The 25,606-nt window shown below is 29.3% G+C and carries 21 protein-coding genes and 1 tRNA gene; 16 read left to right on the top strand and 6 right to left on the bottom strand.

What is annotated here, in order from left to right; translation table 11 throughout:
• The first annotated feature begins 8 nt into the window (after nucleotides 1-8).
• From CDLVIII_RS00270 to CDLVIII_RS00255, 4 genes are all read left to right on the top strand, one after another.
• Nucleotides 9-1,610 carry a permease gene (locus CDLVIII_RS00270; RefSeq protein WP_009167480.1) on the top strand — a complete coding sequence of 534 codons (1,602 nt, stop codon included), beginning with the start codon at nucleotides 9-11 and terminating at the stop codon, nucleotides 1,608-1,610.
• Nucleotides 1,611-1,644: 34 nt separating this feature from the next.
• Nucleotides 1,645-2,418, top strand: coding sequence for a TIGR03943 family protein (locus CDLVIII_RS00265; RefSeq protein ID WP_009167479.1), 774 nt, complete (start codon nucleotides 1,645-1,647; stop codon nucleotides 2,416-2,418).
• A 438-nt stretch (nucleotides 2,419-2,856) separates the two neighbouring features.
• Nucleotides 2,857-4,470 carry a permease gene (locus CDLVIII_RS00260; protein ID WP_009167478.1) on the top strand — a complete coding sequence of 538 codons (1,614 nt, stop codon included), beginning with the start codon at nucleotides 2,857-2,859 and terminating at the stop codon, nucleotides 4,468-4,470.
• 139 nt (nucleotides 4,471-4,609) lie between these two features.
• Nucleotides 4,610-5,461 carry a TIGR03943 family protein gene (locus CDLVIII_RS00255; RefSeq protein ID WP_009167477.1) on the top strand — a complete coding sequence of 284 codons (852 nt, stop codon included), beginning with the start codon at nucleotides 4,610-4,612 and terminating at the stop codon, nucleotides 5,459-5,461.
• 161 nt (nucleotides 5,462-5,622) lie between these two features.
• On the opposite strand, the gene CDLVIII_RS00250 is transcribed toward CDLVIII_RS00255, so the two are convergent.
• The 4 genes from CDLVIII_RS00250 to CDLVIII_RS00235 all read right to left on the bottom strand — a co-directional run bounded on the left by CDLVIII_RS00250 (nucleotide 5,623) and on the right by CDLVIII_RS00235 (nucleotide 11,110).
• Nucleotides 5,623-6,570 (bottom strand): polysaccharide deacetylase family protein, encoded by a 948-nt coding sequence (locus CDLVIII_RS00250; protein ID WP_009167476.1) that lies wholly within the window; start codon nucleotides 6,568-6,570, stop codon nucleotides 5,623-5,625.
• A 64-nt stretch (nucleotides 6,571-6,634) separates the two neighbouring features.
• Nucleotides 6,635-8,188: a GH25 family lysozyme gene (locus CDLVIII_RS00245; RefSeq protein ID WP_009167475.1), complete on the bottom strand. Its 1,554-nt coding sequence runs from the start codon at nucleotides 8,186-8,188 to the stop codon at nucleotides 6,635-6,637.
• A gap of 71 nt (nucleotides 8,189-8,259) precedes the next feature.
• On the bottom strand, nucleotides 8,260-9,783 hold the full coding sequence (locus CDLVIII_RS00240; protein WP_009167474.1) for a transglycosylase SLT domain-containing protein: 1,524 nt from the start codon (nucleotides 9,781-9,783) through the stop codon (nucleotides 8,260-8,262).
• A 124-nt stretch (nucleotides 9,784-9,907) separates the two neighbouring features.
• Nucleotides 9,908-11,110: an MFS transporter gene (locus tag CDLVIII_RS00235; protein WP_009167473.1), complete on the bottom strand. Its 1,203-nt coding sequence runs from the start codon at nucleotides 11,108-11,110 to the stop codon at nucleotides 9,908-9,910.
• Between the two features lie 332 nt (nucleotides 11,111-11,442).
• On the opposite strand from CDLVIII_RS00235, the gene CDLVIII_RS00230 reads away from it, so the two are divergent.
• From CDLVIII_RS00230 to CDLVIII_RS00205, 6 genes are all read left to right on the top strand, one after another.
• Nucleotides 11,443-11,805 (top strand): heavy metal-associated domain-containing protein, encoded by a 363-nt coding sequence (locus CDLVIII_RS00230; RefSeq protein WP_009167472.1) that lies wholly within the window; start codon nucleotides 11,443-11,445, stop codon nucleotides 11,803-11,805.
• 287 nt (nucleotides 11,806-12,092) lie between these two features.
• Nucleotides 12,093-12,443, top strand: a complete 351-nt coding sequence (locus CDLVIII_RS00225; protein ID WP_009167471.1) for a CidA/LrgA family protein — start codon at nucleotides 12,093-12,095, stop codon at nucleotides 12,441-12,443.
• Nucleotides 12,440-13,144, top strand: a complete 705-nt coding sequence (locus tag CDLVIII_RS00220; protein ID WP_009167470.1) for an LrgB family protein — start codon at nucleotides 12,440-12,442, stop codon at nucleotides 13,142-13,144. Before CDLVIII_RS00225 ends, CDLVIII_RS00220 begins: the two co-directional genes overlap by 4 nt.
• Nucleotides 13,145-13,202: 58 nt before the next feature.
• Nucleotides 13,203-13,793: a hypothetical protein gene (locus CDLVIII_RS00215; RefSeq protein ID WP_009167469.1), complete on the top strand. Its 591-nt coding sequence runs from the start codon at nucleotides 13,203-13,205 to the stop codon at nucleotides 13,791-13,793.
• Between the two features lie 25 nt (nucleotides 13,794-13,818).
• Entirely contained in the window at nucleotides 13,819-14,490 is a 672-nt protein-coding gene (locus CDLVIII_RS00210) for a FadR/GntR family transcriptional regulator (RefSeq protein WP_009167468.1), read from the top strand.
• 294 nt (nucleotides 14,491-14,784) lie between these two features.
• Nucleotides 14,785-15,960 carry a cyclopropane-fatty-acyl-phospholipid synthase family protein gene (locus CDLVIII_RS00205; RefSeq protein WP_009167467.1) on the top strand — a complete coding sequence of 392 codons (1,176 nt, stop codon included), beginning with the start codon at nucleotides 14,785-14,787 and terminating at the stop codon, nucleotides 15,958-15,960.
• Between the two features lie 1,150 nt (nucleotides 15,961-17,110).
• On the opposite strand, the gene CDLVIII_RS00200 is transcribed toward CDLVIII_RS00205, so the two are convergent.
• Nucleotides 17,111-19,159, bottom strand: coding sequence for a M28 family peptidase (locus CDLVIII_RS00200; protein WP_009167465.1), 2,049 nt, complete (start codon nucleotides 19,157-19,159; stop codon nucleotides 17,111-17,113).
• A 414-nt stretch (nucleotides 19,160-19,573) separates the two neighbouring features.
• On the opposite strand from CDLVIII_RS00200, the gene CDLVIII_RS00195 reads away from it, so the two are divergent.
• The 4 genes from CDLVIII_RS00195 to CDLVIII_RS00180 all read left to right on the top strand — a co-directional run bounded on the left by CDLVIII_RS00195 (nucleotide 19,574) and on the right by CDLVIII_RS00180 (nucleotide 23,406).
• The gene (locus tag CDLVIII_RS00195) at nucleotides 19,574-20,707 is read left to right on the top strand and encodes a metallophosphoesterase (RefSeq protein ID WP_009167464.1); all 1,134 of its coding nucleotides are present in this window, start codon (nucleotides 19,574-19,576) and stop codon (nucleotides 20,705-20,707) included.
• Between the two features lie 233 nt (nucleotides 20,708-20,940).
• Nucleotides 20,941-21,030, top strand: a tRNA-Ser gene (locus CDLVIII_RS00190).
• A gap of 191 nt (nucleotides 21,031-21,221) precedes the next feature.
• Nucleotides 21,222-21,878 (top strand): tyrosine-type recombinase/integrase, encoded by a 657-nt coding sequence (locus tag CDLVIII_RS00185; RefSeq protein WP_050816217.1) that lies wholly within the window; start codon nucleotides 21,222-21,224, stop codon nucleotides 21,876-21,878.
• Nucleotides 21,879-22,548: 670 nt separating this feature from the next.
• Nucleotides 22,549-23,406, top strand: coding sequence for a hypothetical protein (locus CDLVIII_RS00180; RefSeq protein ID WP_009167463.1), 858 nt, complete (start codon nucleotides 22,549-22,551; stop codon nucleotides 23,404-23,406).
• Between the two features lie 71 nt (nucleotides 23,407-23,477).
• On the opposite strand, the gene CDLVIII_RS00175 is transcribed toward CDLVIII_RS00180, so the two are convergent.
• Entirely contained in the window at nucleotides 23,478-23,888 is a 411-nt protein-coding gene (locus CDLVIII_RS00175) for a GIY-YIG nuclease family protein (protein WP_009167462.1), read from the bottom strand.
• 249 nt (nucleotides 23,889-24,137) lie between these two features.
• Here CDLVIII_RS00175 and CDLVIII_RS00170 point away from each other — a divergent pair, with 249 nt between their 5' ends.
• On the top strand, nucleotides 24,138-24,704 hold the full coding sequence (locus CDLVIII_RS00170; protein ID WP_009167461.1) for a recombinase family protein: 567 nt from the start codon (nucleotides 24,138-24,140) through the stop codon (nucleotides 24,702-24,704).
• Between the two features lie 431 nt (nucleotides 24,705-25,135).
• A complete protein-coding gene (locus CDLVIII_RS00165) occupies nucleotides 25,136-25,459 on the top strand; it encodes a hypothetical protein (protein WP_009167460.1) in 324 nt (107 codons plus the stop codon).
• The last annotated feature ends 147 nt before the right edge of the window (nucleotides 25,460-25,606 follow it).

Here is a 25,606-nt window from a genome sequence, read left to right as displayed (position 1 = left end):
GGTGAAGTATGAAAATAAAGATAAAAATAGTCAGTGGATTTCTTGGCTCTGGAAAAACGAGTTTTATAAATTCTATGTTACAAGAAGAAAAATTACAGGGTGAAATCATTGTTGTTATCCAGGACGAATTTGGGGATTGTGAAATAAAAGATGATTTGAATAATCAAAATCAAATTATAGTAATTAAAAGTGATAGTGATAAAGGAATTAATGGAGATTTCATAAAAGAAATTATAAGCAAACATGCTCCAAATAGAATTTTTATTGAAGCAAATGGCATGAAGGATTCCAGTAACATAATTAATCTTTTTAATAACAGAGGGCTTAAAAAAATATGCAAGGTTACTGATATAATAAATGTAATTGATGCAACAAGCTTTATTATGTATCTTAAAAATATGGGAAGTATAATCAGCACTAATATTTTTAATAGTGAAACTATAATTTTAAATAATGCAGATCAGCTGGAGAAGAAGGAATTTTCAAATATACAAAATGAGATTGAAAATATTAATGAGACAGCCAATATTATGAAGCATGTTGCTGCAATAAACGGTGAAAACTTAGACAAAGAGGAATATGAGGAAATAAAAAGAAATGAACTTTTATTTTCTAATGCCATTATATATGTAGGTCTTGGAATGCTCTTATTTATCTTTTTTACACTAACAGTATTAAATGTTAAAATATCTGGTGCATATTTTGATAAATTCAAAAGGTTTTATGATGTGTTTATAAGTATATTGATTCAAGGACTTCCATTCATTCTTATTGGAAGCTTTGTATCTTCAATAATACAGATTTGTATATCTAGAGATACTTTTATTAAAATATTTTCTAAGAATATCATTTTATCTTGTATTATTGCAGCTTTTTCAGGCTTACTATTTCCCATATGCGATTGTGGGACAATCCCTATAGTTAAAGGCCTTATGAAGAAGAAGATTCCTATAGCAGCAGGAATTACTTTTATGTTAGCAGCACCAATTGTAAATCCAATAGCAATTATTGCAACTATATATGCCTTTCCAGGAATGAAAGCTGTAGTTATTTACCGAATAGCTACAGGAATAGTAATTGCAATTTTAGTAGGATTGATTATGCAGCTTATTACAAAAAAGGATGAAGAGATTTTAAAAAGTGATGTAGACATAGCTAAGTGTGACTGTGGCTTTTGTAATGATGACTATGATTACCCAAAAAACAAATTTCAAAAGGTTAAAGCAGTGTTTATTCATGCAGGAGACGAGTTTTTCAATATAGGCAAATTCATGATTATTGGTACTTTTTTATCTAGTATTTTTCAAAGCCTGCAACTTATAAATGATAATATGTATATTACAAATGATAGCAGAATTTCGCTTATAATAATGATTTTATTATCTTTCTTACTGTCAGTTTGTTCAACTTCAGATGCCTTTGTTGCTAAAGGCTTTCTAAAAGTATTTTCCATAAACTCTATAATGGGATTTTTAGTAGTTGGACCTATGTTAGATATTAAAAATATGATTATGCTCTTTGGAAGTTTTAAAAAGAAATTTGTATTAAAGTTAATATTTATTATTTTTGTGGTGTCGTTTAGTGTTCTGATTAATTGTAAATTAGCTTAGACATACTCAATAAACTAAATGAAAGAGGCAGCATATGAAAAAATTAAATGCGGACATAATTATTAAAATACTAATATTGGTGTGCTTCTCCATATTTTACTTTAAGATTATTAAAGATGATGAAATACTGAGATATGTACATCCAAGAATTATTCCATTTTCAATTTTTGGAATGATAGCAATGTTTATAGTTGCAATATTTTTAATTACTGATAGACATCATATGAAAAAAAGGAAAATGAGACTTAAGAATTATATAATTTTTGTAATTCCATTGATTATGATATTTTTCATGCAAAATGCTAATGCAGATTCTTCAATAAAAGCTAATGAAATAAATACAAATTCAAATGAAATATTAAATGCCTCTAACTTAGCTTATGATAATATTAATTCTTCTGACTCACAGAAGGAAAATGGTGGACAGGATGGGCTATCTAGAAATGATAATGTTATTGAAGTGAGTGCTGATAATTTTCTAAATTCAATTGATAAGCTTATAGAAGATTCAGATAAATACGAAGGACAGGAAATAGAAATAACGGGTTTTGTCTATAAGGATACAACGTTAAAAGCTAATGAATTTATAATAGGCCGATTTGTAATGGCGTGTTGTGCAGCTGATTTACAAGTTAAAGGAATTAAATGTGATAGCAATAACCTGCAAACGTATGATAGTGACACCTGGGTAAAAGTAAAGGGGAAAATTAAGACCGAAACTGTTAACTATGAAGCAGAGCCAGTCATAGTAGTAGAAAGTATAGAAAAAGATCCTAATCCTTATACTTCATATTTATATCCATTTTAAAAAACATATGGGATCATATACTATGATTCAAATCTCTATTTTATAGGGTGCTGTGTACATGCCCTCACGTATCTAGTGAGAGGAAGTATACGGCACCCTTTATTTATGTCTTTGAAAATATAAAAATTCTTGATTTTAAAACTTAGTTATATCAATGGGTTTATCAGAATGGAGTGAGAAAAAAATGTTACTTTAATTTATTGAATCATAATAATCACCAATGCAGCATAGATATAAAATATTATTATGTAAATATGTTTTGTTAGAATGTCTCACACATAATATATTGAATTTAAGAAAATCCACATTCATCGTGATAAGGAGGGATATCAAAATTAAAGTAAATTCGATAATTGCCAATTGCACATTGTAAGTTTTTAATTGCAACATAAATATTTAAAGGTATAAATCTATTTAAAGTATGTTTTGAGGTAAATTATGAATATAAAAGTTGAAATAATAATGGGCTTTCTTGAATCTGGAAAAACAAATTTTATAAATTCTATGCTTAAAGGTGATGAACTAAAAAATGAAACTATTGTTATTATTCAAGATGAATTCGGACGATGTGAAATAAATACTGACCTTAATAACTCAAAAAGCAAAAATAAGGTTACTGTAATAAAAAATGATGGAAATGATGATATTACTGCAGATTATATAAAAAATATCATAAAGCAGCATTCTCCTGACAGAATATTCATAGAAGTAAATGGTATGAAAAATTCAAATGCTGTTATTGATACATTTAAGGATAAAAGCATAAGTAAGTTATGTAGAATTGATGATATAGTAACAGTTATTGATGTTAAAAAGTTTTCTATATTTCTTAGAAATATGAGAGGTATGTTAGTTCCTCTTATTTTTAATAGTGATACTATAGTTTTAAATAATGTTGATAAGTTAAATAAAAAAGAATTTAAAAATATTCAAAAGGAAATTAGAAACATTAATGAAACAGCTCGCCTCCTGGAGCATTCTTCATTATTAAACATAAAAGAGCTTTTTCAAGAGGAATATATAGAAATTAATCAGCAGCAAGGTTTCTATTTAAAAACATTATTTTATGTAAGTTTATTAATGTTTATATTTATCTTTTTAGTTACTGCATCAATGTCTGATACTAATACACAGAATGAATATTTAGATGAATTCAAAAAATTTTACACTGTATTTATAAGCATATTAATACAAGGCCTTCCTTTTATTTTAGTAGGAAGTTTTGTATCTGCAATCATACAAATTTGTATATCTAGAGAGACCTTTATTAAAATATTCCCTAAAAATATTTTTTTGTCATGTATAGTTGCAGCTTTGGCAGGCTTATTATTTCCAATATGTGATTGTGGAACAATACCAGTTGTTAAAGGTCTTATTAAAAAGAAAATACCATTAGCGGCAGGAGTTACTTTTATGCTGGCAGCACCAATAGTAAATCCAATAGCAATTATCTCAACTATGTATGCTTTTGAAGGCACTAAAAGTATAGTGATTTCAAGGATAACTGCTGGAATAGTAATTTCTATTTTAGTGGGCTTAATTATGCAGTTTTGGACAAAGAAAGATGAGAATATTTTAAAAAGTGATGATACAATAATTAACTGCAACTGCGGTTTTTGCGATGATAGCGCTGTTTCTTCCGGCAAAAAGTTAGATAAGATAAAAGCAGTATTTATTCATGCAGGAGATGAGTTTTTTAACATAGGTAAATTTATGATTATTGGTACATTTTTATCTAGCATCTTTCAAATTACAGTATCCATAAATAATAATATGTTTATTCCTAAGGATAACAGGATTTCACTTTTATTAATGATGCTTTTAGCTTTTTTACTCTCAGTTTGTTCAACCTCTGATGCATTTATTGCTAAAGGCTTTTTAAAGCAGTTTTCAATGAATTCTATAATGGGGTTTTTAGTAGTTGGGCCTATGCTGGACGTTAAAAATACAATAATGCTTTTTGGCAGCTTTAAAAAGAAGTTTGTACTTAAATTAATATTTGCGATTCTCGTTGTATCATTTATTATTCTCATTAATTTTAGATTATTGTAGAATATTAAGAATTGAGTATAAGTATATTTTATTATAAGATGCCTTAGGCACAATTAAATAAATAGAAAATATCCATGGCAGCTTTTTGGACTTATTATTTATTTTTATGTGCCTTAACATTAATTTGGAGATGAATAATGTGAAAAAATTAAATCTAGATATAATTATTAAGATACTAATATTACTTGGCTTTTCGGTATTTTACTTTAAGATTATTAAGGATAATGAAATAATACTGTATGTACACCCAAGAATGATCCCATTTGCAATCTTTGGAATGATATCAATGTTTATAATCGCGTTATTTTTAATTACAGACAGTGGTCGTAATAAGAAAAAGAAAATCAAGCTTAAAAATTATATAACTTTTATAATTCCGTTAATAATGATATTCTTTATGCAAAATACTAGTGCAAACTCAGCAGTTGCAGCAAGTGATGCAAACACAAACTCTAATGCAGCCACAAGTACTGATTCTGCTGCAAGTTCAAACAACTCTTCAATTCAAAATACTGATTTTAAGAGTAACTTAATTTCTGATAACTCAGATTATGAATTATATAGTGGAAAAGTTGAAAGTGATGGGGAAGGAAAAGTTGATAAAAATAAGCTGGATATTAAAGATAATGTTATACAAATAAATATAAAAAATTTTGTGACTTCTCTTGATGAAATTCTAGGAAATCCTGATAAATATAAAGACAAAGAAATAGAAATGTCAGGCTTCGTATATAAAGGCAAAGATTTAGATTTAAAAGAAAACAACTTTATACTAGGCAGATTTATGATGGTATGTTGTGCAGCAGATCTGCAAGTTGCAGGAATTGAATGTGATAGTAATAAGCTTGGAGCATATGATAATGGTACCTGGGTAAAAGTGAAGGGGAAAATTAAAACTGAAACTTCTGGAGCTGAAGTAGATCCAATTATAGTTGCTGAGCAAATAGAAAAAGATCCAAATCCTGATGCTGCCTACGTATATCCATTTTAAGAATAAAAAAATAACAAGTCCATCTGCCAGAATATTTTTAATCATAGGGAGATTAAATAGTTTCATTACAATAAGTACGTTATGATGAAACCTTTCTTCCTTGTACAATGAAAATGCTTATGCTAGCTTTGGACTTGTTATTTTATTTCAGATGTTTAACATTACTTTATAATCTTAAACTCATATCCTTGTCCTTTTAAATAGTCTATTATTCCAGGTAAGGCCTTTGCTGTTTCTTCCTTGCCATAAGTGTCATGCATTAATATTATAGCTTTTTGTCTGCCTGCCACGGTTTTTATGAGCTCTTGTGTCAATTGATCTGCATTTTTAGGTGCCCCTTCTGCATCTCCAGATAATGCATTCCAATCAATTTGATGCATATCTTTGTCATGTAATGCATTATCCATGGCTTTTGCCCCTGAAGGATCCTTCTTATCCCATGTCATTTGTCCACCAGGGAATCTAACAGCCCTTGGTAAAAAATCCTCTCCTAAAATACTTTTCAGAGATTGATTTGTCTTTTCAAAGTCAGACATACAATTATCTAAATTTACTTTTCCATTTGGATATAGATAATTATAATCATGTGAATAAGTGTGATTACCTATTGCATTACCTTCATCAAATTCTCTTTTTACTAGATCTTTGCTCGATTGATCTTTATCTATATATTTTCCTATAAGAAAGAAGGTTGCATGTACATTCTCTGCTTTAAGAACATCTAATATTTGAGGAGTAACTGTTTCTGATGGGCCATCATCAAAAGTTAAATAAACAACTTTTTTACCATCGGCTCCATCAGGCATTTGACCCTTCATTTGTTGATTTAAGTACTTTTCTACAAAGGCAGCATCTTCTACTTCAGAATTACTTTCAGTTGTAAGTGAATTACTATCCGTTCCATTTTTACTTTGATTGCTATCTGATCCAGACGCAGTATTTTTATCAGATCCAAGTGCTTGGGCAGCTTTTGTATTTGCTGAAAATCTTTGCGTTATTATAGTGCCAGTTATTATAGCTAATATAGAAATAATAATAAATAAAATAGTAATTTTAGCTTTTTTATTGTTTTTATTTTTGTTTCGATTATGCTTGTGTCCATACTTCATAGTTCATACCTCTTATGTCAAAATGATTTTTGTACTAAGTTACCTACCTCTAAATTTAAAGCTGTTATGAGAAAATACCTCCTGTAAACTCATCTAAGTCTACATCAGTACTTATTCCAGTAACATATCCTGTATCGCTATATTGGTGCCCGACTCTTGAAAACCATACGCTATTTGTTGGTAAATTTTGAAGTGGAGTATTGTTATAGTTTGCTTCCCATAAAGGATAGGTAGACAATCTTCCATCTAAATTACTTATGAAACTGCTATATGTATATATACCTATATTCATATTACTTACTTTTTTAAATTCAGCTATAAATCTTAAAGTATAATCCATAACATCAAAGCCTGTTGATTCTATATCTAACATTGGTTTTAAATCATTTCTCTTATCTTTTATGTTATTATAGAAATTATCAGCTTGAGTTTCGGGAGCGCTTGTACCAACTAAGAAGTGGTAGAAACCAGTTTTTAATCCAGCAGCCGAAGCACCACTATAATTAACCTGTAAATATGGATCTATAAAGGTTGTCCCTTCAGTTGCTTTTATATATACTAGCTGAACGCCGCTTGATTTTACTGCATTAAAGTCTATAGTGCCATCATAATTACTAATATCTATACCGTAATACTGCCCAGAAGAATTACTTGTACTACCAGAGGAAGTATTTCCACCGCTATTGTTAGTGGATGGAGGTGGAGCAGTATTTAGACTTGAAGTTCCAGTTCTCTTTCCATCAGCACCAATCTTATAGCCATCTATTGTAGTATTAGTAAGCATTTTTCCAGTAGTTGTATCTAGATAATAATCGCTTCCATCTAATGTGATCCATCCAGTAGCCATAGAGCCATCATCGTGAAGATAATATTTGCTTCCGTTAAGGCTTAGCCATCCAGTAGCCATAGTACCATCATCCTTTAGATAATACTTGACTCCGCTAAGAGTTACCCAGCCTGTCACCTTATTTCCATTAGAATCAAAGTAGTACCAGTTATTGTTTGACTGTATCCATCCTGTTTTTAAATCACCGCTATCATTAAATGTGTATGCTTTGCCATCTATTGTATTAGTGCCAGTTACCATACTTCCATCGGTTTGTAGGTAGTACTTTTTATTATTGTCTGTAATCCAGCCAGTAGCTACTTTTCCACCATTATTAATATAGTACCATTTTTTATTTAGCTTAATCCATCCAGTAGTAGTTGCTAGAGCGCCTGAATCTTTAAGATAGTATAGGTTTGAACCATCATTCTGGATTCCAGTTGCCATAGCTCCTGAACCAGTTAGAAAATACCAGTCACCATTTAGCAGCTTCCAGCCAGTTGCCATAGCACCACTTGTATCTAGGTAATACCAAGTGCCATTGTCCTTAATCCATCCAGTTGCCATTTTGCCATCGTCTTCTTTTAAGTAATACCAGCTATTATCAGGTTTAATCCATCCAACAGCCTTCGTATTATCTGGCTTGTAATAGTACCAAGCTCCATTTTCGCTTTTCCAGCCAATAGTTGATGTTATGTTAGCATCAGCAGTAGCGGCTTGTACACCTAGTGCTGGAACCAAGCTGAACATTGTTAATACTGATAAAACAGCAAGTTTCTTTTTAATATTCAAAACAGTTTGTCACTCCCTTTTTGCTTAAGCTTTAGTAAAAAAGCTGTAAAATTTATATTATAAAACTTATTTTAAGTTTCTATAAGATTTCCTCCGTTCGCAGCGATGTCTGCATTTTTGTAATAGTTCATTACTGTTTTCACATAATTCTGAACGCCTTGTGACATCTTTGATAAATCAGCATCAGATAAAACTCCATCATTTTTTACGCTTTCTGGTCCTGCGTTATAAGCTGCCACTGCCATTTGAACATCTCCATTAAATTCGTTTAAGTAGTCTTTTAATAATTTCGACCCTCCATTGATATTTTGGTCTATGTCATATCCGTTTGTTATCCCAACATATGTAAAGTTTGAAGGTAAAATCTGCATTAATCCAGCAGCTCCTGAGCTAGAAGTTGCATTTGGATCGAAATTAGATTCTGCTTTTATTATAGCCAGTATTAATTTTGAATCCAAGTCATACTTTTTGGCAGCACTATTTACCGAATTATATATTTTTTTCATCTTACTATCTGAGCTTTCTGAGCTTGTGCTTAAAGGAATAGTATTAAGTGAAGGTTTATATCTTTTTCCATCAGCTCCAAGCGTATAGCCATCCATGGTAGTATTAGTGAGCATCTTACCTGTAGCTGGATCTAGATAATAATAATCGCTTCCATTAGATGAAAACCATCCAGTTGCCATAGAACCATCATCATTTAAGTAATACCATGTTCCATCAAGGCTTATCCATCCTGTCGCCATAACTCCGGTATCATATAAATAGTACTTTTGATCGCCAAGGCTTATCCATCCTGTGGCCATAGCTCCAGTATCATATAAATAATATTTCTGACTGCCAAGGCTTACCCACCCTGTTGCCATATCTCCACCAGCATTGAAATAATACCAATAGTTATTTATGTTAATCCATCCGGTTGCCATAGATCCATTATCATTAAAATTGTATATTTTATTATCTATGTTATAAAGACCTGTTATCATACTTCCATCACCTTGAAGGAAATACCAGTTACCATTATCTTTATCTTTAAGCCAACCAGTTTTTATTTTACCATCATTATCAGCATAATACATCTTATTATTTATTTTTGTCCATCCACTATTAGTAGACAAAACTCCTGAGTCAGTAAAATAATATAAGTTAGAACCATCAGACTGAATGCCGGTTGCCATGATTCCTGAGCTGTTAAAGAAGTACCATTTATTATTTATAAGTTTCCATCCTGTGGTCATAATTCCTGAATTATCTATGTAATACCATTTATTTCCGTAAGATAACCAACCAGTCGCCATTGATCCATCATCTTCTTTAAGGTAATACCAGTTACTATCAGGTTTAATCCATCCAATTGCTTTGGTATTGTCAGATTTATAATAATGCCAAGTTCCGTTTTCATTCTTCCAGCCAATGGTTGAAGTTATGTTAGGATTACTATCTTCAGCTTTTGTTATGCTTTGCGAATTAGTTATAGGAATAATGTTTGATACACTAAGTGCAGCAGGTTTATCATCAGCTTGTACAAAAGTTGCTGGAAGCAAAGTTAAAGCAGCAACAAAAGTAAATGTAAAAATTTTCGTTTTAATATTCAAAATAATCTACCCCTTGTTTTATGCAGAACAAAATTTTAGCATGCATTTTATTTATCCACTACACTCTATGATAATGTAATTATTCAATCATTACAATATACAATCGAATGATAAGAAATAAGGTCTATTTTGCGATTTTTATATCTGATTCTTTATAACCCTCATCTGCAAAATTAAAAACTATTAAACTTAGAACACATATTATGATTAATATAATGAAAATTTGAGGATAAGATACGCTAAACATACTTATTACCATACCACCTAATATAGTTCCTAAACGAGTGGTATTTGTATATAAAGTTGTTGAAGTACCATATCTATTTGGCATCATATCTTGAAAAAATGCAATTCCAATCCCCATGTAAGCAGAAACAAATACAGCTTTTAAAATATGTATGAAGATAATTAAGTAAATGTTATTTACATACAATAGCAATATTAAAAAGCACAAGCAGGTAATAATACCAGCGTTTATTAAATGTTTTATAGGAAATTTTATAGATAAACTAGCCAATATGATCATAAATGGAATTTCTGCAAATGCTGCAAAACTTGAAATAATACCAATATAAGCATTTCCATAATGTAAGTTTTCTGTGACATATAAAGGTACACTCGTGTTAAGCACAGTATTAATTACCTGAAGTAAAGTAAAAACAATAAAGCATTCTATAATATATTTATTGCTATAGACTTTATCTTTTTTTACATCATTTTTCTTAGGTTCAATATATTCTTTAGGCTTTGGTTTAAAAAATATAATTAAAATTATGAAACTAAATAAGTAACTTATAGATGTTCCTAAAAAAAGGCCGTTAAAGCCTAATTTGTCATCTAATAATGCCCCTAATAACGGACTGCTTACCCATGCTATTGATACAAAAGTTCTTAGAAATGTAATTTTTGATTGTGATTTCTCATCTCCATCGAAATTTTGCTTAGCATATACAAAAATCTGAGAATTTATAACAGAGGACAATCCGATAAATATTATTGATACAATTAAAAGGAGATAAAACTGAGTAATTAATGCATAGAGGATGTATCCTATAAGACCCGCTAAAATTGCTATTGCTAGTATTAGTCTACCATCTGATGCTTTATCTGATATACGCCCTAAAATGGTACTAATGATAATTCCAGATATGGAGTTAAGAGAAACAAATAGGCCGATTTGTGATGCACTGGCATTTAAGTTTTGAGACAAAAATATAGAAAGAAAAGGATTTACTAGTGCTGAAGCTGATGAGCAGATAAATAATAATATTGATAATTTGATAAAGTTGTCTGTAGCTAACGTAGCTTTAAAGTCTTTTAAAAACATATTAATGTTCACACCTTTTGTATAAATTTTTCTTATTCGTCTGCTAGAGTGGCGTCTAGTGCTGCTCCATGCAAAAACTTATTACATATTTAATATAAATATGGTAGCACTTATGAAATATTTTGTAAACGACGTTCAGGGGGGGATTTTAGTTATTATAGAGGTTTAATATATAGCACATTTTCTTTCTAGGCAATAAATTCGTATCTCATTTTATATAGATATAATTATTAGATAAAATAATTTAAAAAATAGAAAATGATAATCATTGTCAAGTGGTTTTTTATGTAGTATACTTAAATAAATTTAAATTATATAAGAAGGTGTTTTTTATGGCAACATACATAATAAGTGCAATAATTATTGTAATTGTAGCCTATTCATTTATGAACCTTATCCAAAAGGTTAGATATGGATGCTGCGGTGGAACGGTAGAGAAAAGTACAAAGAAGAAAAAGTTAAATAAAATTGACTTAGAGCAATATAAATTCTCTAAAACTATATATATTGAAGGTATGACATGTAAAAATTGTACCGCTCATGTTGAGAATGAACTTAATAGTTTAGATGATGTATATGCTGAGGTAGATTTAAAAAGTAATTTGGCAAAAGTTAAAATGCATTCAGATATAAGTGATAATACACTTGAGAATGCTGTGAGAAGGGCTGGATATACTGTAAAATCTATAGCCTAAAAATAAATTATAACTCTTAAAGTTGTGTGTCCTCCAATAATTTTATATATAAGTTAAGTGTCTTAGAACCTAGATTTATCCAGGGACTAGGACACTTTTTTATACTTGTACAGGAAATTAGACATAAATAGAGATAAAGTGGAGAAAATAAAAAGAATCCTAGTAATATAGTGAAAAGAGGCATATTTTTGGAATAATAATGATTGAAATATTAAAGAAGATGTGATATATTAACAACAACTGGTCTGACCACTATACCAATGATTCTTTACTAAAGAGGTGATTTTTTGAAATATTTAAAGCAATTAATGATTATTTTAGCTGCATATTTTTTAGGAACAATAATTCAACTAGTATTCAAACTACCTATACCAGGCACAGTTATCGGATTGATTCTACTTTTCTTAGGCTTATCCGTTGGTATAGTCAAGGTCGAAATGATCGAGGATATATGTGAGGTATTAATATCTCATATGTCGTTTTTATTTATTCCAGCAGGGGTTGGGCTTATGACATCATTTGATATGTTAAAAGGAAAAGTCATGCCATTTACCTTTATAGTTATTATTACTACTTTTATTGTGTGGATTGTAACTGCTTATGTCGTTAAATTTTTAAGGAAGGTGTGCACAAGATGAATGATATAATAAGCTCCCCTGTTTTTGGTGTATTAATATCATTAATCACTTATGAAATAGGTGTTTTAATCAAGCAGAAACTTAAACTTTCAATTTTTAACCCGTTACTTATTGCAATAATAATCTTAATCGTATTTTTAATGAAATTCAATATTAAGTATGAGGATTATAATAACGGAGGACAGGTAATTTCATTCTTTTTAGCGCCAGCAACTATTGCATTAGCACTGCCTTTATATAAGAAGTTCTCTTTGTTTAAGGCAAATGCTCTGCCTATTTTAGCAGGTATATTATGCGGGTCAGCATCTGGAATAATATCTGTAATTGTATTTGCTAAAATGTTTAATCTTTCAGGTCAGCTTGCAAAATCATTAATACCTAAATCTATAACAACACCTATAGGGATGGCATTATCTAATCAATTGGGAGGACTTCCAGCCATAACTGTAGTTGCTATTATAATTACTGGAATAATAGGTTCTATTATTGGACCATTCCTGTATAAAATATTAAAGATAAATGATAAAGTGGCGTTAGGAATTGCTATGGGAAGTGCATCTCATGCTGTGGGAACAGCTAAAGCTATGGAAATAGGTGAAACTGAAGGAGCTATGAGTGGATTAACTATTGCAATTTCAGGAATTGTAACAGTATTAATAGCACCTATTTTATGGAATTTATTCTCAACATTTTTTAATTAAGGCATCTTTGGAATTATTATTTCCTTTTGTGTGCTAAAATATTTATGGAGGTGGTATTGTGAATGAGAACAAAAACAATTCCCAAAAGGGTATGAAGACACTTAATAAGTTATTTAACTCTATTGATAATTTATTAAATGAAGAAAGGGAACAAAAGCTAAAGTTAAAGCTGGCTAAAGAAATAAAAAACATCATCTTTACTGATGAAATTGTCACAAAGCTTAATGAAAATGACTTTTCTGGTTTAATTGATGAGGATGATAATGATAATGATATAACAAGACTTTTCGCCAGCATATTTCCCATATTTGTAAAGCAGGGAGATGTCATCTTTAGATTATATAAGCATAAAATAGAAGTTGACCTATCTGATGAAATGAGAGACAGATACATTTACATATTTTCAGATGGAAGGCTTACTTCTGGATTATTTCAATGCTTTAAGCTTAGCGATGATGAATATGTATATGGCTTAAAAAGAATAATTGATGCTGTTCCGCTTTTTAAAACCGCTATAATAAATACTTTAGATAACTTTAGAAAAAACATCAATGTACTTAATGACAAAATGGAGAATTCTAAAAATAGAGAACTATTAGCAGAAAAAAATTACAATAAGCTGCTTGGATATTTATTAAAAGTACAATAGATCAACTTTTGAGAGGAAGGTACAGATGTTAAGTCCTGTAAAAAGCACAAAAATATACGAAATGGTAATTGAACAAATAAAAGATATTGTTAAAAAAGGTGAATTAAAAAGTGGAGATAAATTGCCTTCAGAAAGAGAATTATGTGATAAGCTCGAAGTCAGTAGAGCATCTATCAGGGAAGCTTTAAAATCTCTCCAAATGCTTGGTCTTATTGAATCTAGGCATGGAGAAGGAAATTTTATTAATGAGAATTTTGAAAATAGTTTACTTGAACCTTTGTCCATTGTTTTTTTACTACTTGGAAGTAAGGGTGATGATGTCCTCGAGCTTAGAAAGATAATTGAGCCAGAAACAGCAGCTCTTGCAGCAAAAAACATAACTGATGAGCAGCTTATGGAATTAAAGGAGATAATGGAGGAATTGAATAATGCTTCAGATGCAGAAGCTTCTGCATCGCTAGATAAAAGATTTCACTATAAAATAGCACAGGCTTCTGGGAATCATTTGATTTCAACAGTTATGTTTTCTATGTCTTCCTTAATTGAAAAGTATATTGAAAACTCAAATGTTCATAGTTTTAATAAAGAAATGGTTACAACCAACCATGAAGAAATATGGAGAGCTTTAAAGGCTCATGATACTGATGCAGCCGCCGCTGCTATAAAGAAACATTTAGAATTAAATGATGTTGTTTAAGAAATAAAGAATTAGTCAAAACTTATGGATGCAGATTTAAAAGTAGAAAGAGTTATTTAAGTATTAATTCAAATTTAGACACAATCAAAAAATAATAGATCAGTATGTTTGTTTTATTTACATTATACTGAGTCGCCAAATTCTAACTAAGCAAAGAGCAGGATTTTGCTCTTGTTTGACCCTCAATATATGTCTTGTCCTTGATTTATTATTTTCTTGCATGTGCCTTGTTTATGCATTTTTTATCTGATTTTTATATTTGATAAATTAAATTTAAATAGGGAGATGACCGTAATGATTATTGATAAAATATTTTATAAAACATTGTTCAAAAATTTGTTTGCAGATACTTTCGAGTTAAAGCTTTGGGATGGAAGCTCAGAAGTCTATGGGGAAGGTGAACCTCAATTTAAAATAATTTTTAATGAGCCTATTCCTAAAGCGGATATTATTAAGGATCCTTCAATAACCTTTGGAGAAGCTTATATGACTAATAAGATAGAAATCGAAGGAAGCGTAAAAAAGGTTATAGAGTCTTTGTATAATAATAAAGAGAGCTTTTTAAGCAGTAGCAGTAAATATGGAGAACTGCTTAAAATGGCTACAAATAATATTAAGAACAGTAAGAAAAATATTGAGTTCCATTATGATATAGGAAATGATTTTTATAAGTTATGGCTGGATGATAGCATGACATACTCTTGTGGATACTTTAAGTCTAAAAAGGATTCTTTAAATCAGGCTCAGAAGAATAAGGTTGAGCACATTCTTAAGAAGCTGGATTTAAAAGAGGGAGAGACTTTACTTGATATAGGCTGTGGCTGGGGTGAACTTATTATCACAGCAGCAAAGACATATAAAGTAAAGGCCATGGGAATAACTTTAAGTTCAGAGCAGTTAGCTAAGGTTAACGAAAGAATAAAGAACGAAGGCTTAGAGGATTTAGTTGAAGTTCAACTCGCTGACTATAGAGAATTAAAAAACAGAGAGTTTGATAAAATAGTTAGCGTTGGTATGCTTGAGCATGTAGGGCAGGATCATCTTGATGAGTATTTTACAGCTATAGATAAACTATTAAAGGATAAAGGCTTATCATTACTTCACTGCATAACAGCTATAGAGGCTGGTGGAAACAATACATGGATAGATAAATACATTTTCCCAGGAGGATATGTTCCAGCAGTTTCTGAATTGATTAACTGTATGTCTGATAAAAAGTTTAATGTAATTGATGTGGAAAATTTAAGACTTCATTATGAAAAAACTTTAGACCACTGGTCAGAGAATTTTGAAAATGCATTGCCAGAAGTAAGAAAAACTAAGGATGAAACCTTTATAAGAATGTGGAGATTATATTTAAATGCCTGCGCAGCATCATTCCATACTGGAAATATAAATATTCATCAATTCTTATTTAGTAAGGGTGTAAATAACGATTTACAATGGACTAGAGATTATATGTATAAATAAAGCTACTTTTGTTCATGTTCTAAATTATAGAAAATAGTTTTATATAAATTTTATTATTATACTGCTAATTTAGATTATAAATATTTATATGTTTATTTAAGTATAATAGCAACTTATCATTAAAATTTATAGAACTTATAAGTCTAGTTTACAGGGTAAATAGCTGTATAAGGATGGTTTGGCTAGAAAAGGCTTAAAGCCATTAAGGAAGGAGAGCTGAAAATTTGAGGGGGTATCCCTCAAGGCTTCGGCTCTCCTTTTATTGTACAGTCAATTATAGATAAACCACTTTAGTCTATTACTTTTTTTAATGTGACTAAACTAAAAATTCTTAATATGCTTGATATTATTGTACCGGTCATTAAGCAGACAATATATAAGCAGGAGTACTTTGACACAACAGGAAGAATAACAACAAAAGGAACGGTCTGATAAAGGGTTGTTACAGTTTTTCCTATCTTATCAAATACAAAGGGGATATTATTTTTGGAAGCACCGGCATAATAGGAAGTTATATTAAATTCTATGAATTTAAAAACTAATATAATGGTATATGCGATGTTTACAAGATTATAAACATTAAATAATATGCTTGTACACAATACAAAAAACAAGTCGCAATATACATCTAAAATGCCTCCGAACTTAGATGATGCATTAAGTTTCCTAGAAAGTTTTCCGTCAATGAAGTCAGTTAATAAAATGAGAAATAAGACTAGCAATTCTAAGGTTACACTATTATTAATAAAAAGTATTATAAACAATATAGTCAGTGGTATTCGAATTAAGGTTAAGGTATTTACTAGTATTTTTTTTATCACGTCGCCATCCTTTCCTAGAGAATGAAGTCTAGTCATTTAGTTTATTAGATAAAATAAAGCAAAATTTCTATTTAGATTTATTTAAGTTTATCATATCAACCAGAATATCTAAAGAATAAACATCTAAGTATTGCTAGAAACTTGTTTGCTAGCAATATTGTCTAAAAAAATGATTACTAATGTGAAAGTTGAACTGATAATTATTAAATAAATTGTATTATAAATTTTATTAATAAACATGTATGATATCTTTAATAATGAAATTTTAAAATAAGTTATGCTTAAGAGAAATGAACTTCTAAACATAACTTATCTAAATATCTATATCATTAAGTTATTGCATTTATAATCTTATTCATTAATTTCACTATGATTTTAATATCTTCAATTTCTTTAGCAGAAATCTCATTTAAATATTTGTGCTGCCTTTTTAAAGAATTTTTTAGAATATTAATTTCAGCACTTAAGTCTGGATGTGGTTCTTTTGACTTTGCTCTAAGGGAATGTGCCAGTTCATATAAATCTTCATTAGGCTTTTTAATCATATTGCTTGCAAAGGTATTGTCGTTACCAAAAGGTATTCTATATGAAAATAAATCATAATTTTCTTTGCTGAATTCAAAGACATAGCTATTGTTATCAATAGGTTTAATATACTTTTCAACAATCTCCATTAAAGGAAGATTTTGTGCTATTAAACTTGATATAGCATTATTTAGTAAGGATATATTCTGCATAGCAACAGAGTGAGGGAAGGTCATTGCATGAATATCCTGCTTCCACGTAAAAGCTAAAAGGGTATCTTGGATTTTTTTCAATAGTATAAATAGCATAAAATTAATATGAATCGATTCTTTACTTATGGACTTACAGGATATATGGTCGCCATTTTTGAGTAGATCAGAGTAAGAGGAATTTATACTTTGAATAGCTAGAGATAATTCTTTAGAAGTATTACACGCCTCTTCTATAGCGTATTCTAAGTCCTTGTCGATAATGTTAGGTATAAGCTCTTTCTTCATGATCTTAAAGCGTGTACTAAAGTCTAAAGGCCTTATTGGCAGAGAATCGAAATCCAAAAGAATCTTACCATATAGTTTATGGATTAATTCATAGGTTCCCGCATCAAAGCCAGCTTTTTTACTATCCATAGTGCTATGATAATAATTTTTGAAATATATAGAGTTATCAAAGTTTTCTCCTGGCATAAGCGTTGGAATTCCATTCTTGTAATAACAAAAATCATCTGCAATAATAAGACCAGGGCAAACAACTTCGTAATTATAGAAGCCTCTAATAATAGAAGATTTTATAAACCTTTTAGTATAATCATATAATTCATAGGAACTGTAAATTCTGAAGTTTCTCTCTTTAGCTATTGGGAAATTTCCGTCTAAATTAATTAAAGCAAAAGCTTTTTCCTTCCATTCAGGATGAATTTTTTCTATTTCATAATAAGAGCCACATAACCAGTCATAATCTTTAGAGCCCTGTCCCCATTCCTCAGCTCCATGAGCTATTACTCTTATGGTCTTTATAGGGGTATATCCGCTGTCTATTATAGCTTTACTTATGCCAAGCATTGATGAAACTCCATTTGCATCATCAAAAAAGGAATGATAATAACCATCATAATGAGAGGTTAGATATATTACTTCTGAAGTTCTTCCTTTTATTTCACCAACAACATTATAAGAATCTGCATAAGGTTCAACTACTGAATCTGCATTGAAGATAGCTTTAATTTCTTTAGCAGGATTTGAGTTAATTAAGGCTTTTAATTTTTTCACATCCTTAATGCTTATAGATAAAGTAGAGCAGTAAGCGGGTGCTTGAAGATCCCAGGAAAATAAGATGTTATCATGATCTACTCCACAGGTTAAAGAGATTAATACACCCTTTGCCCCCTTAAGATGAGCCTCATAGGAAGGGAGATTAATCCAGTATTCCTCAAGAGGATTAATTACCGACACCAAGACCAGTTTATTTCTTATATCACCTAAAGCCTTTAATTCACTGACAGTACCTTTTCCGCCATCAACTATAGTAACATCTTCATTTACAGCTTGAATATTTGAAGCATATCCACCTAAAATAATTTTTTTAAGCGATCCGTCAGTATCTTTATACACCAGATTTGCACCTTTATAGGTCCATCCATTAACCTGGAACTTGTCCAATGATACGTTTTTAAGACCAGCTTCTTTAAATTTATCATATAAGTAATTTGCAGCATCATAGCAGGCTTTTGATCCTGCCGCTCTATTACCAGTAGCTGCATCATCTCCAAATTGTCCTAATCTCTCCATGATCTGCTTAGAGAAGTTTAAGTCTAAAGCATGACAAAATTTATTATATATTTTGAAATTATTTGTCATTTTAATTCACCTCAATGCTATTATATGAAGAAAAATATTTATGCGAATTATAATTTTTACATATATTTGAATTAATTTTAACAAATTAGAACTTTTATCTATTACCATGCTTTGATAATATCTATAGTAAGATTTTGTTAATTGCTGGAAGTGAGGAAAATAAAATTTGATCTATATATTTTACAATAATGAAGTTACATTTAGGATATTTGTAAGCTAAGCAAATGCCTTAATATAAAATGCAGGAAACTAATTGCAACATATATTAAGTTGTGATAATGAAATTACATCACGAGTATTTACATAAATATGAATATAAAATATGTAGTGCGAACCTCTTTGACGCAATTTATATACATTAGAAGATGAAGATATTTAATTTATAATTTTGTTTTAATTACAGGAGGGGAAATAATGAAGTATATTTTTATTAGTGATGTTCATATTGGGACAAACACACCAGAAAATTGGTATCAAAGCTCTGCCCATGAGATCTATCTTAAAGCAATCCTGCAATATATACAAACAAATTCTAATGAAATACAAGATGTCGTTATTCTTGGGGATTGGCTAGAACTATGGATGTATACACCTGAACCACAAATTTCAGCTTCACTAACTGAAATTATAAATAGTAATCCTGGGATATTTACTAAGCAAGCTGATGGGGATTTCATAACCTGTATGGACAGTATACAAGGAAATCTATGTTATGTTCGTGGAAATCATGATATGACTATAGATTTTGATGAATTAAACAACTATATCAAACTTCAAAGCAGCACAAATAAGCAGATAGTATGTTTAGATAGGATCTATGGAAATAATGGCATTTATGCTGAACATGGTCATTATTACGATTTACTTTGTCAATCTGATAATAATAACAGCAATATATATAAGCCATTACCTATAGGCTATTTTATTTCAAGAGTTGCAGCACTTTGGTGTGGACAGCAACTTCAAAAAGATAATAAACAGAATTCAGCTGAGCTGTTAAATCAAGGTTATCCAGATAAAGAAAGTATTATAAAAACAATTATTTCAACGATTAAAGATGATTATGGCAGCTTTGCCCATATTTTAATGATAAATCTTTCAAATTTAGTTGGCTATAAGAATCCAAAAGAGTTGATTTTTACGATGCCAGATGGGACATCAATAAGTGCAGCTGAAATTGAAAATTTATTTCCACGCGTTATAAAAAATATAGATGATGTTATTGAACTTTTGCTGGTTAATATAAATAATTCATTAGATGATTACGGAAAAGTTTTATGTAATGAGAGCTATAATAAAATTAAAAATAAAGTTGTGGTAATGGGGCATACTCATGCACCTGTATTAAAAGAACACAGCTTTTTAGGATTTGATAAGGCAATTTATGTGAATTCAGGTTTCTTATGTCCTTCAGTTCCTGACATGGGTAATGGGAAAATAATGACCTTTGTTGAAGTTGAAGAGAACCAATCAGGATTTATAGTAAGATTAAAGAAGGTAAATTATCCAGATGCAACTATAACAACACTCATTGAAGGCAGCTGCTAAATAAGTCATGCTAAAGTAAAAGATATTAAAGACATTATTTAAGGGAATTTATAACTGAGACTGTATTACAAAAATATTTACTGAAATTTTATTACCGAAATATTCAGTTGAATAAAAAAAGTATATATGATATCATAATAAAGCACAAAATGATTGATAAAGGAAATTCGACTCACATACGTTTGCTGAGTAAGTGATTCACTTAAAATCATAGATTTTAGTGCCATATTTATGGAGAGATGTCCGAGTGGTCGAAGGAGCACGCCTGGAAAGCGTGTATAGGGGCAACTCTATCAGGGGTTCAAATCCCCTTCTCTCCGCCAATAAGAAAATACAGTAATATCAATGCTTTAAGAGTTTTAAAGGATTATATGAAATTTATCAGATTTAATCAAAAATCGGTAAGTTTTGTATAGTCCTTTTTTGTTGTACCTAATATTATACAAGGCTTTACGGATTTTAAGAATTCAAGAATGTGTATAGTTTTGGAGGTGATAATATCAAAAAGATACAAATGAACGATTATGAAATGACTTTTAATGATGGATTTGAAGATTTCAAAATTTACTGTATTACGAAAAATTTAAGTAAAGATACAATAAAACACCATGAAGGAGTTATAAAAACAGTCTTTAAATTTATTAATCCTAATATGCCAGTTAAAGATATTACAAGGTTAATTGTAAATCAGTTTATTTTAGATTGTAGAAGTAATTTGAAAATCAAGGATATAACCCTTAATACTTATGTGAGAAGTCTTAGGACAGTATTATATTACTTTATGGAAATGGGGTATATAGAGAGATTTAATATAAAAGCTCCTAGATTTGATAAACAAATTATTCCCACATATTCCGATGAAGAGTTAAGGCAATTATTGAAAAAACCAAACACCAAGAAATGTGATTTCATAGAGTATCGGAATTATATGATATGTCAATTTTTTATGGGTGTTGGTTGCAGAACAAGAACATTAATAAATATAAAAATTAAAGACTTAGACTTTTATAATAACGTTGTTTATCTAAACACTACAAAAAATAGAAAGCCTTTAATAATTCCGTTGGCTGCTACTTTAAGAAAGGAGTTAAGAGAGTATTTAAAGAAGGATTTTGACCAATACAATCCATTAGAAAGCTTTAATAAACACATAAATATGAAAAGAAAGTAGGGATTTAATATATTAGAAGTAGTTACACCAACAGATAGAAGAACCTTAGAACGTCAAATAAAAGCCTTAAAATACGTGGTAGAACATGATACAAGAGAGATAGATAAACAAATACATCTTGAAGCTTTAGAATGCTTAGAGAGGGCATATAGTGAAAATTAAATACACCATTTTTTAGAACGTAGGTTACTTGTACAAGCACTATTACAAGTATAAATAATATTAGTATGTTATCTCCGCAGACGCATAAATGGAGTGGGACAAGTATAATTACTCTACTTATGATATTTGCCCCTTAAACGGGTACGTATGACCGTTAAATTAAATTATACGGGTGTTTTATAGGAAACTGGTTCATTAGAACGGGATTTAAGTCAATAGTATACATATTATAGGGTAACAGTTTGTAATATGGTAAAGATTTATTTATAAGTAGAGTAATATGATGATACAATTCAGAGAACTCAATATATTAATGTCCTAGATTAATTTCTAGGGTTATTATAATCTAACGTGTCCACAGGAGTCCCCAATATATTAAGACTAAATCTTAAAGTCAATACTTAATCTGAAAATTATTTAAATATTTCCAGAGAAAATAAAGGGGTTAAATACTTTTTGTAGAAATATACAATAATTAAGTAATATTTCGGTAAAAGGTGTTTTGAGTATGAAAATTAATAAAGCGTTATACAAGAATGGCAATATTTCTAAGGAAATACAAGCTATAAAGCTTACTAAGAATGAATATTATAAGAATTATAGAGGGAATTTGTTTTGCACGGAAGATAAGTGTAAAGCGAAATTAAGTTTTGTTGAAAGAAAAGGTAATATTAAGTTTTTTAGGACATTTCCTAGTACTCCACATATAAATGGCTGTATGAATGAGGTTATATATGAAGAGATAGGAGAAAAATCAAAAGAAAAGCAATTTGTAAGTAAAATAAATTTATCAAACAAACATATTGTAAATAAGTTAGAAAGTGCATTTAATAGATTTAATAAAAAAGATAGTGAAGTAGGAACAATATATGTTATTGATGGTGGTAAGAGATATAATAACAATACTGGTTCTAAAACAAAAGGTAATGAAGCAGAATTATTTGATGAAGGAATAGAAAGCAAAGATGGAAAAGAACCTTATATCATAACAAGAATGTATAATGAGATAGAAAAAGATGATGATACCCGAATAAGATGTATTATTGGTTATGTACACAACATGCAATTGATGGAAAGGCATGGGTATATTAATTTGACTACTAGAAAAGTCGATAGTGTTAAAGTTCATTTTGCAGAGTATTTTGTTGTTAATAATGAAACTGAATTTAATAATATGAAGATTATTGAATCGTACATTAAACATATGAAATCAAATAAGAAACAAATAATTTGTTGTTGTATTGGTAGAATAAAATACGTTAAATCAGGTATAAATATAATTCTTGATAGATATCAAGGGTTTACATTAAATGGGTTAAAATACTATGAAATTGTAGGGTATATGAATGATTTAAAAAGTAAATGATAAATTGAAGGACTCACCAATTTTGACGAGTCCTTTTTTAGTGTAATAAATTATTCTTCCACAAATTCAAATTAGATTTTATAACTATATTCGTCATTGTTTTGATAAATCTTTTGGTATAAGTTCATTAATTCTTGTGCAGTTTCTGGGTGTCTTCTGAGTTTTGCCATTAAAGAATTTGATTTATTATAGCCATTATTTATACTATCATATTTATTCATATATAAACTCTCAATTATTAAAAGTATATTCTCTATAACTTCGCTTGATTGTATAGTTTTTAAATAATCTAAATCTCTAATTATAATAAATTCAAAACTATTAATTCCATATTTCAATAAATCTTTTTTTAGCTTTTTGTTTCTATGATGATTTTTTCCCATTTGTAACTTATGGTTTTCCCATCGTTCTTCAATATTTATACTTTCGCCTATATAGTATTTATTGTTCAACGTGTTTTTAATAGCATATATTCCAATCATTTTTTAATTCCTATTCTGAAATATTTATTGATTTTATATTCTTGTAGTTTTATTTTACTATTTTTGAATATTTTTTCAACATTATTAGTGTCCTATTAATAATAGTCTAAATGGTAAATAGATTTATTTGCAAAAGTGTTTGTTTGAAGTTATTTTTGACATTTTAAAATAAATATTTATCAACTATAGACGCTAAATCAATAGCGCGATATAATTACACTAACACAAAATAGAAAAGGGGATATACAAATGAAAATAGCATACATAAGAGTTAGCACGGTATATCAGAATGAAGAAAGACAAATTAAGGCTATGGAGAATTTAGGAATTGAAAAGTATTTTATTGAAAAGGTAAGTGCAAAAGATACTAATAGAAAAAAGTTAATAGAGTTATTAGAATTTGTAAGAGAGGGAGATACTGTTTATATAAAAGATTTTAGCAGACTTGCGAGGAGTACTAAGAATTTATTAGATATTGTAGAGCAGCTGGAAAGTAAAAAGGTTAAGTTAATTAGCCTTAAAGAGAATTTAGATACTTCAACTAGCACAGGAAAGTTAATGTTAACTATGATAGGAGCAATTTATGAATTTGAACGATTTAATTTACTTGAAAGACAAAGGGAAGGAATAGAGATAGCAAAAGAAAAAGGTAAATATAAGGGGCGTAAGAAAATAGAATATCCGAGTAATTGGGTAGAAGTATATAGTAAGTGGAAAAGCAGAGAAACAACGGGTAATAAAGCAATGGAGCAGCTAGGATTAAAGAGAAATACATTTTATAAGTTAATTAAAGAATATGAAAATAGAGAAAAATGATATTCTTACAAGAGTAGCTGCCCCCATAACGGTGGGGAACCATTAGAAATATTGGGAGTTAGGTAGTTTAAGAGATAGATAACAAATAAAGTAGAATCAAATTAATTTTACATAGATAAGTTGCTTTTATTTGAACTTAAAATTTATTATTCAAATTTATATGAGAATATATAATGTGTGTAAAATAGCAATATTTTGAGAAATAAGTACTTGATGAAAAATATTACAAATAAAAATTGTAAAGTTAAGGAGAGGGTTGTAAAATTAATTTAGATGAGAGGAATATATATAAAATCTAAATAAGATAAAAGAAGTTTAAAAGATAATAAGTGATTTTAAATCCTGTTTAATAACAAACAGTGAAGAAAAATTTTTTGAATTAGCAGAATTTATTATATAATATGTATTTATAATTTAAAGGAGAAAATAGTATGTATGAAAATTGGGAAAGTTTAATTAAAAGATTTGATTTTGCAGAGCAGTGTGAACGTCATAGTGATGAACTTTATATAATCGAATTAAGTGAATCAGGAAGTTTATCTATAAATTCATGCATTAAAGATCAAGTTAAAAAGAATTTATTAAATTGTGATAGTTACATAACATATTCCATTGATAGTAGTATTCCATGTAAAAGTAATTTTTTAATTAAGTATAACGTTTTAGAAAGAGCAGTAGATGAAAATAATAATATATTTATAATAGTAAAATCAAAAACATATGATGTAGAAGTCAAGAAAGAAAAGGATGAGTAATTATTTTTAAATAAGATGTTAATAGAACTAGAAAGTTTTATACTTAAAATGCTATAAATCTATATTGTATAATAGTAGTCGTTGAAGAGGTAAAATTCTCTTCTTTTTTTATTCTTTAGGAAATTATAATCAAGTCAATTTTGTGGA

Origin of the sequence: Clostridium sp. DL-VIII (genome assembly GCF_000230835.1) — a bacterium.
Classification (GTDB): domain Bacteria; phylum Bacillota; class Clostridia; order Clostridiales; family Clostridiaceae; genus Clostridium.
Note: the sequence above shows the minus strand (reverse complement) of the source record. Positions and strands in the feature narration are given on the sequence as shown.

Coding starts and splice junctions, on each gene's coding strand:
- CDLVIII_RS00165 (WP_009167460.1), top strand. CDS start 25,136: ATGTATGAAAATTGGGAAAGTTTAATTAAAAGATTTGATTTTGCAGAG.
- CDLVIII_RS00185 (WP_050816217.1), top strand. CDS start 21,222: ATGAACGATTATGAAATGACTTTTAATGATGGATTTGAAGATTTCAAA.
- CDLVIII_RS00270 (WP_009167480.1), top strand. CDS start 9: ATGAAAATAAAGATAAAAATAGTCAGTGGATTTCTTGGCTCTGGAAAA.
- CDLVIII_RS00205 (WP_009167467.1), top strand. CDS start 14,785: ATGATTATTGATAAAATATTTTATAAAACATTGTTCAAAAATTTGTTT.
- CDLVIII_RS00220 (WP_009167470.1), top strand. CDS start 12,440: ATGAATGATATAATAAGCTCCCCTGTTTTTGGTGTATTAATATCATTA.
- CDLVIII_RS00175 (WP_009167462.1), bottom strand. CDS start 23,888: ATGATTGGAATATATGCTATTAAAAACACGTTGAACAATAAATACTAT.
- CDLVIII_RS00265 (WP_009167479.1), top strand. CDS start 1,645: ATGAAAAAATTAAATGCGGACATAATTATTAAAATACTAATATTGGTG.
- CDLVIII_RS00260 (WP_009167478.1), top strand. CDS start 2,857: ATGAATATAAAAGTTGAAATAATAATGGGCTTTCTTGAATCTGGAAAA.
- CDLVIII_RS00230 (WP_009167472.1), top strand. CDS start 11,443: ATGGCAACATACATAATAAGTGCAATAATTATTGTAATTGTAGCCTAT.
- CDLVIII_RS00195 (WP_009167464.1), top strand. CDS start 19,574: ATGAAGTATATTTTTATTAGTGATGTTCATATTGGGACAAACACACCA.
- CDLVIII_RS00210 (WP_009167468.1), top strand. CDS start 13,819: ATGTTAAGTCCTGTAAAAAGCACAAAAATATACGAAATGGTAATTGAA.
- CDLVIII_RS00180 (WP_009167463.1), top strand. CDS start 22,549: ATGAAAATTAATAAAGCGTTATACAAGAATGGCAATATTTCTAAGGAA.
- CDLVIII_RS00170 (WP_009167461.1), top strand. CDS start 24,138: ATGAAAATAGCATACATAAGAGTTAGCACGGTATATCAGAATGAAGAA.
- CDLVIII_RS00235 (WP_009167473.1), bottom strand. CDS start 11,110: ATGTTTTTAAAAGACTTTAAAGCTACGTTAGCTACAGACAACTTTATC.
- CDLVIII_RS00200 (WP_009167465.1), bottom strand. CDS start 19,159: ATGACAAATAATTTCAAAATATATAATAAATTTTGTCATGCTTTAGAC.
- CDLVIII_RS00250 (WP_009167476.1), bottom strand. CDS start 6,570: ATGAAGTATGGACACAAGCATAATCGAAACAAAAATAAAAACAATAAA.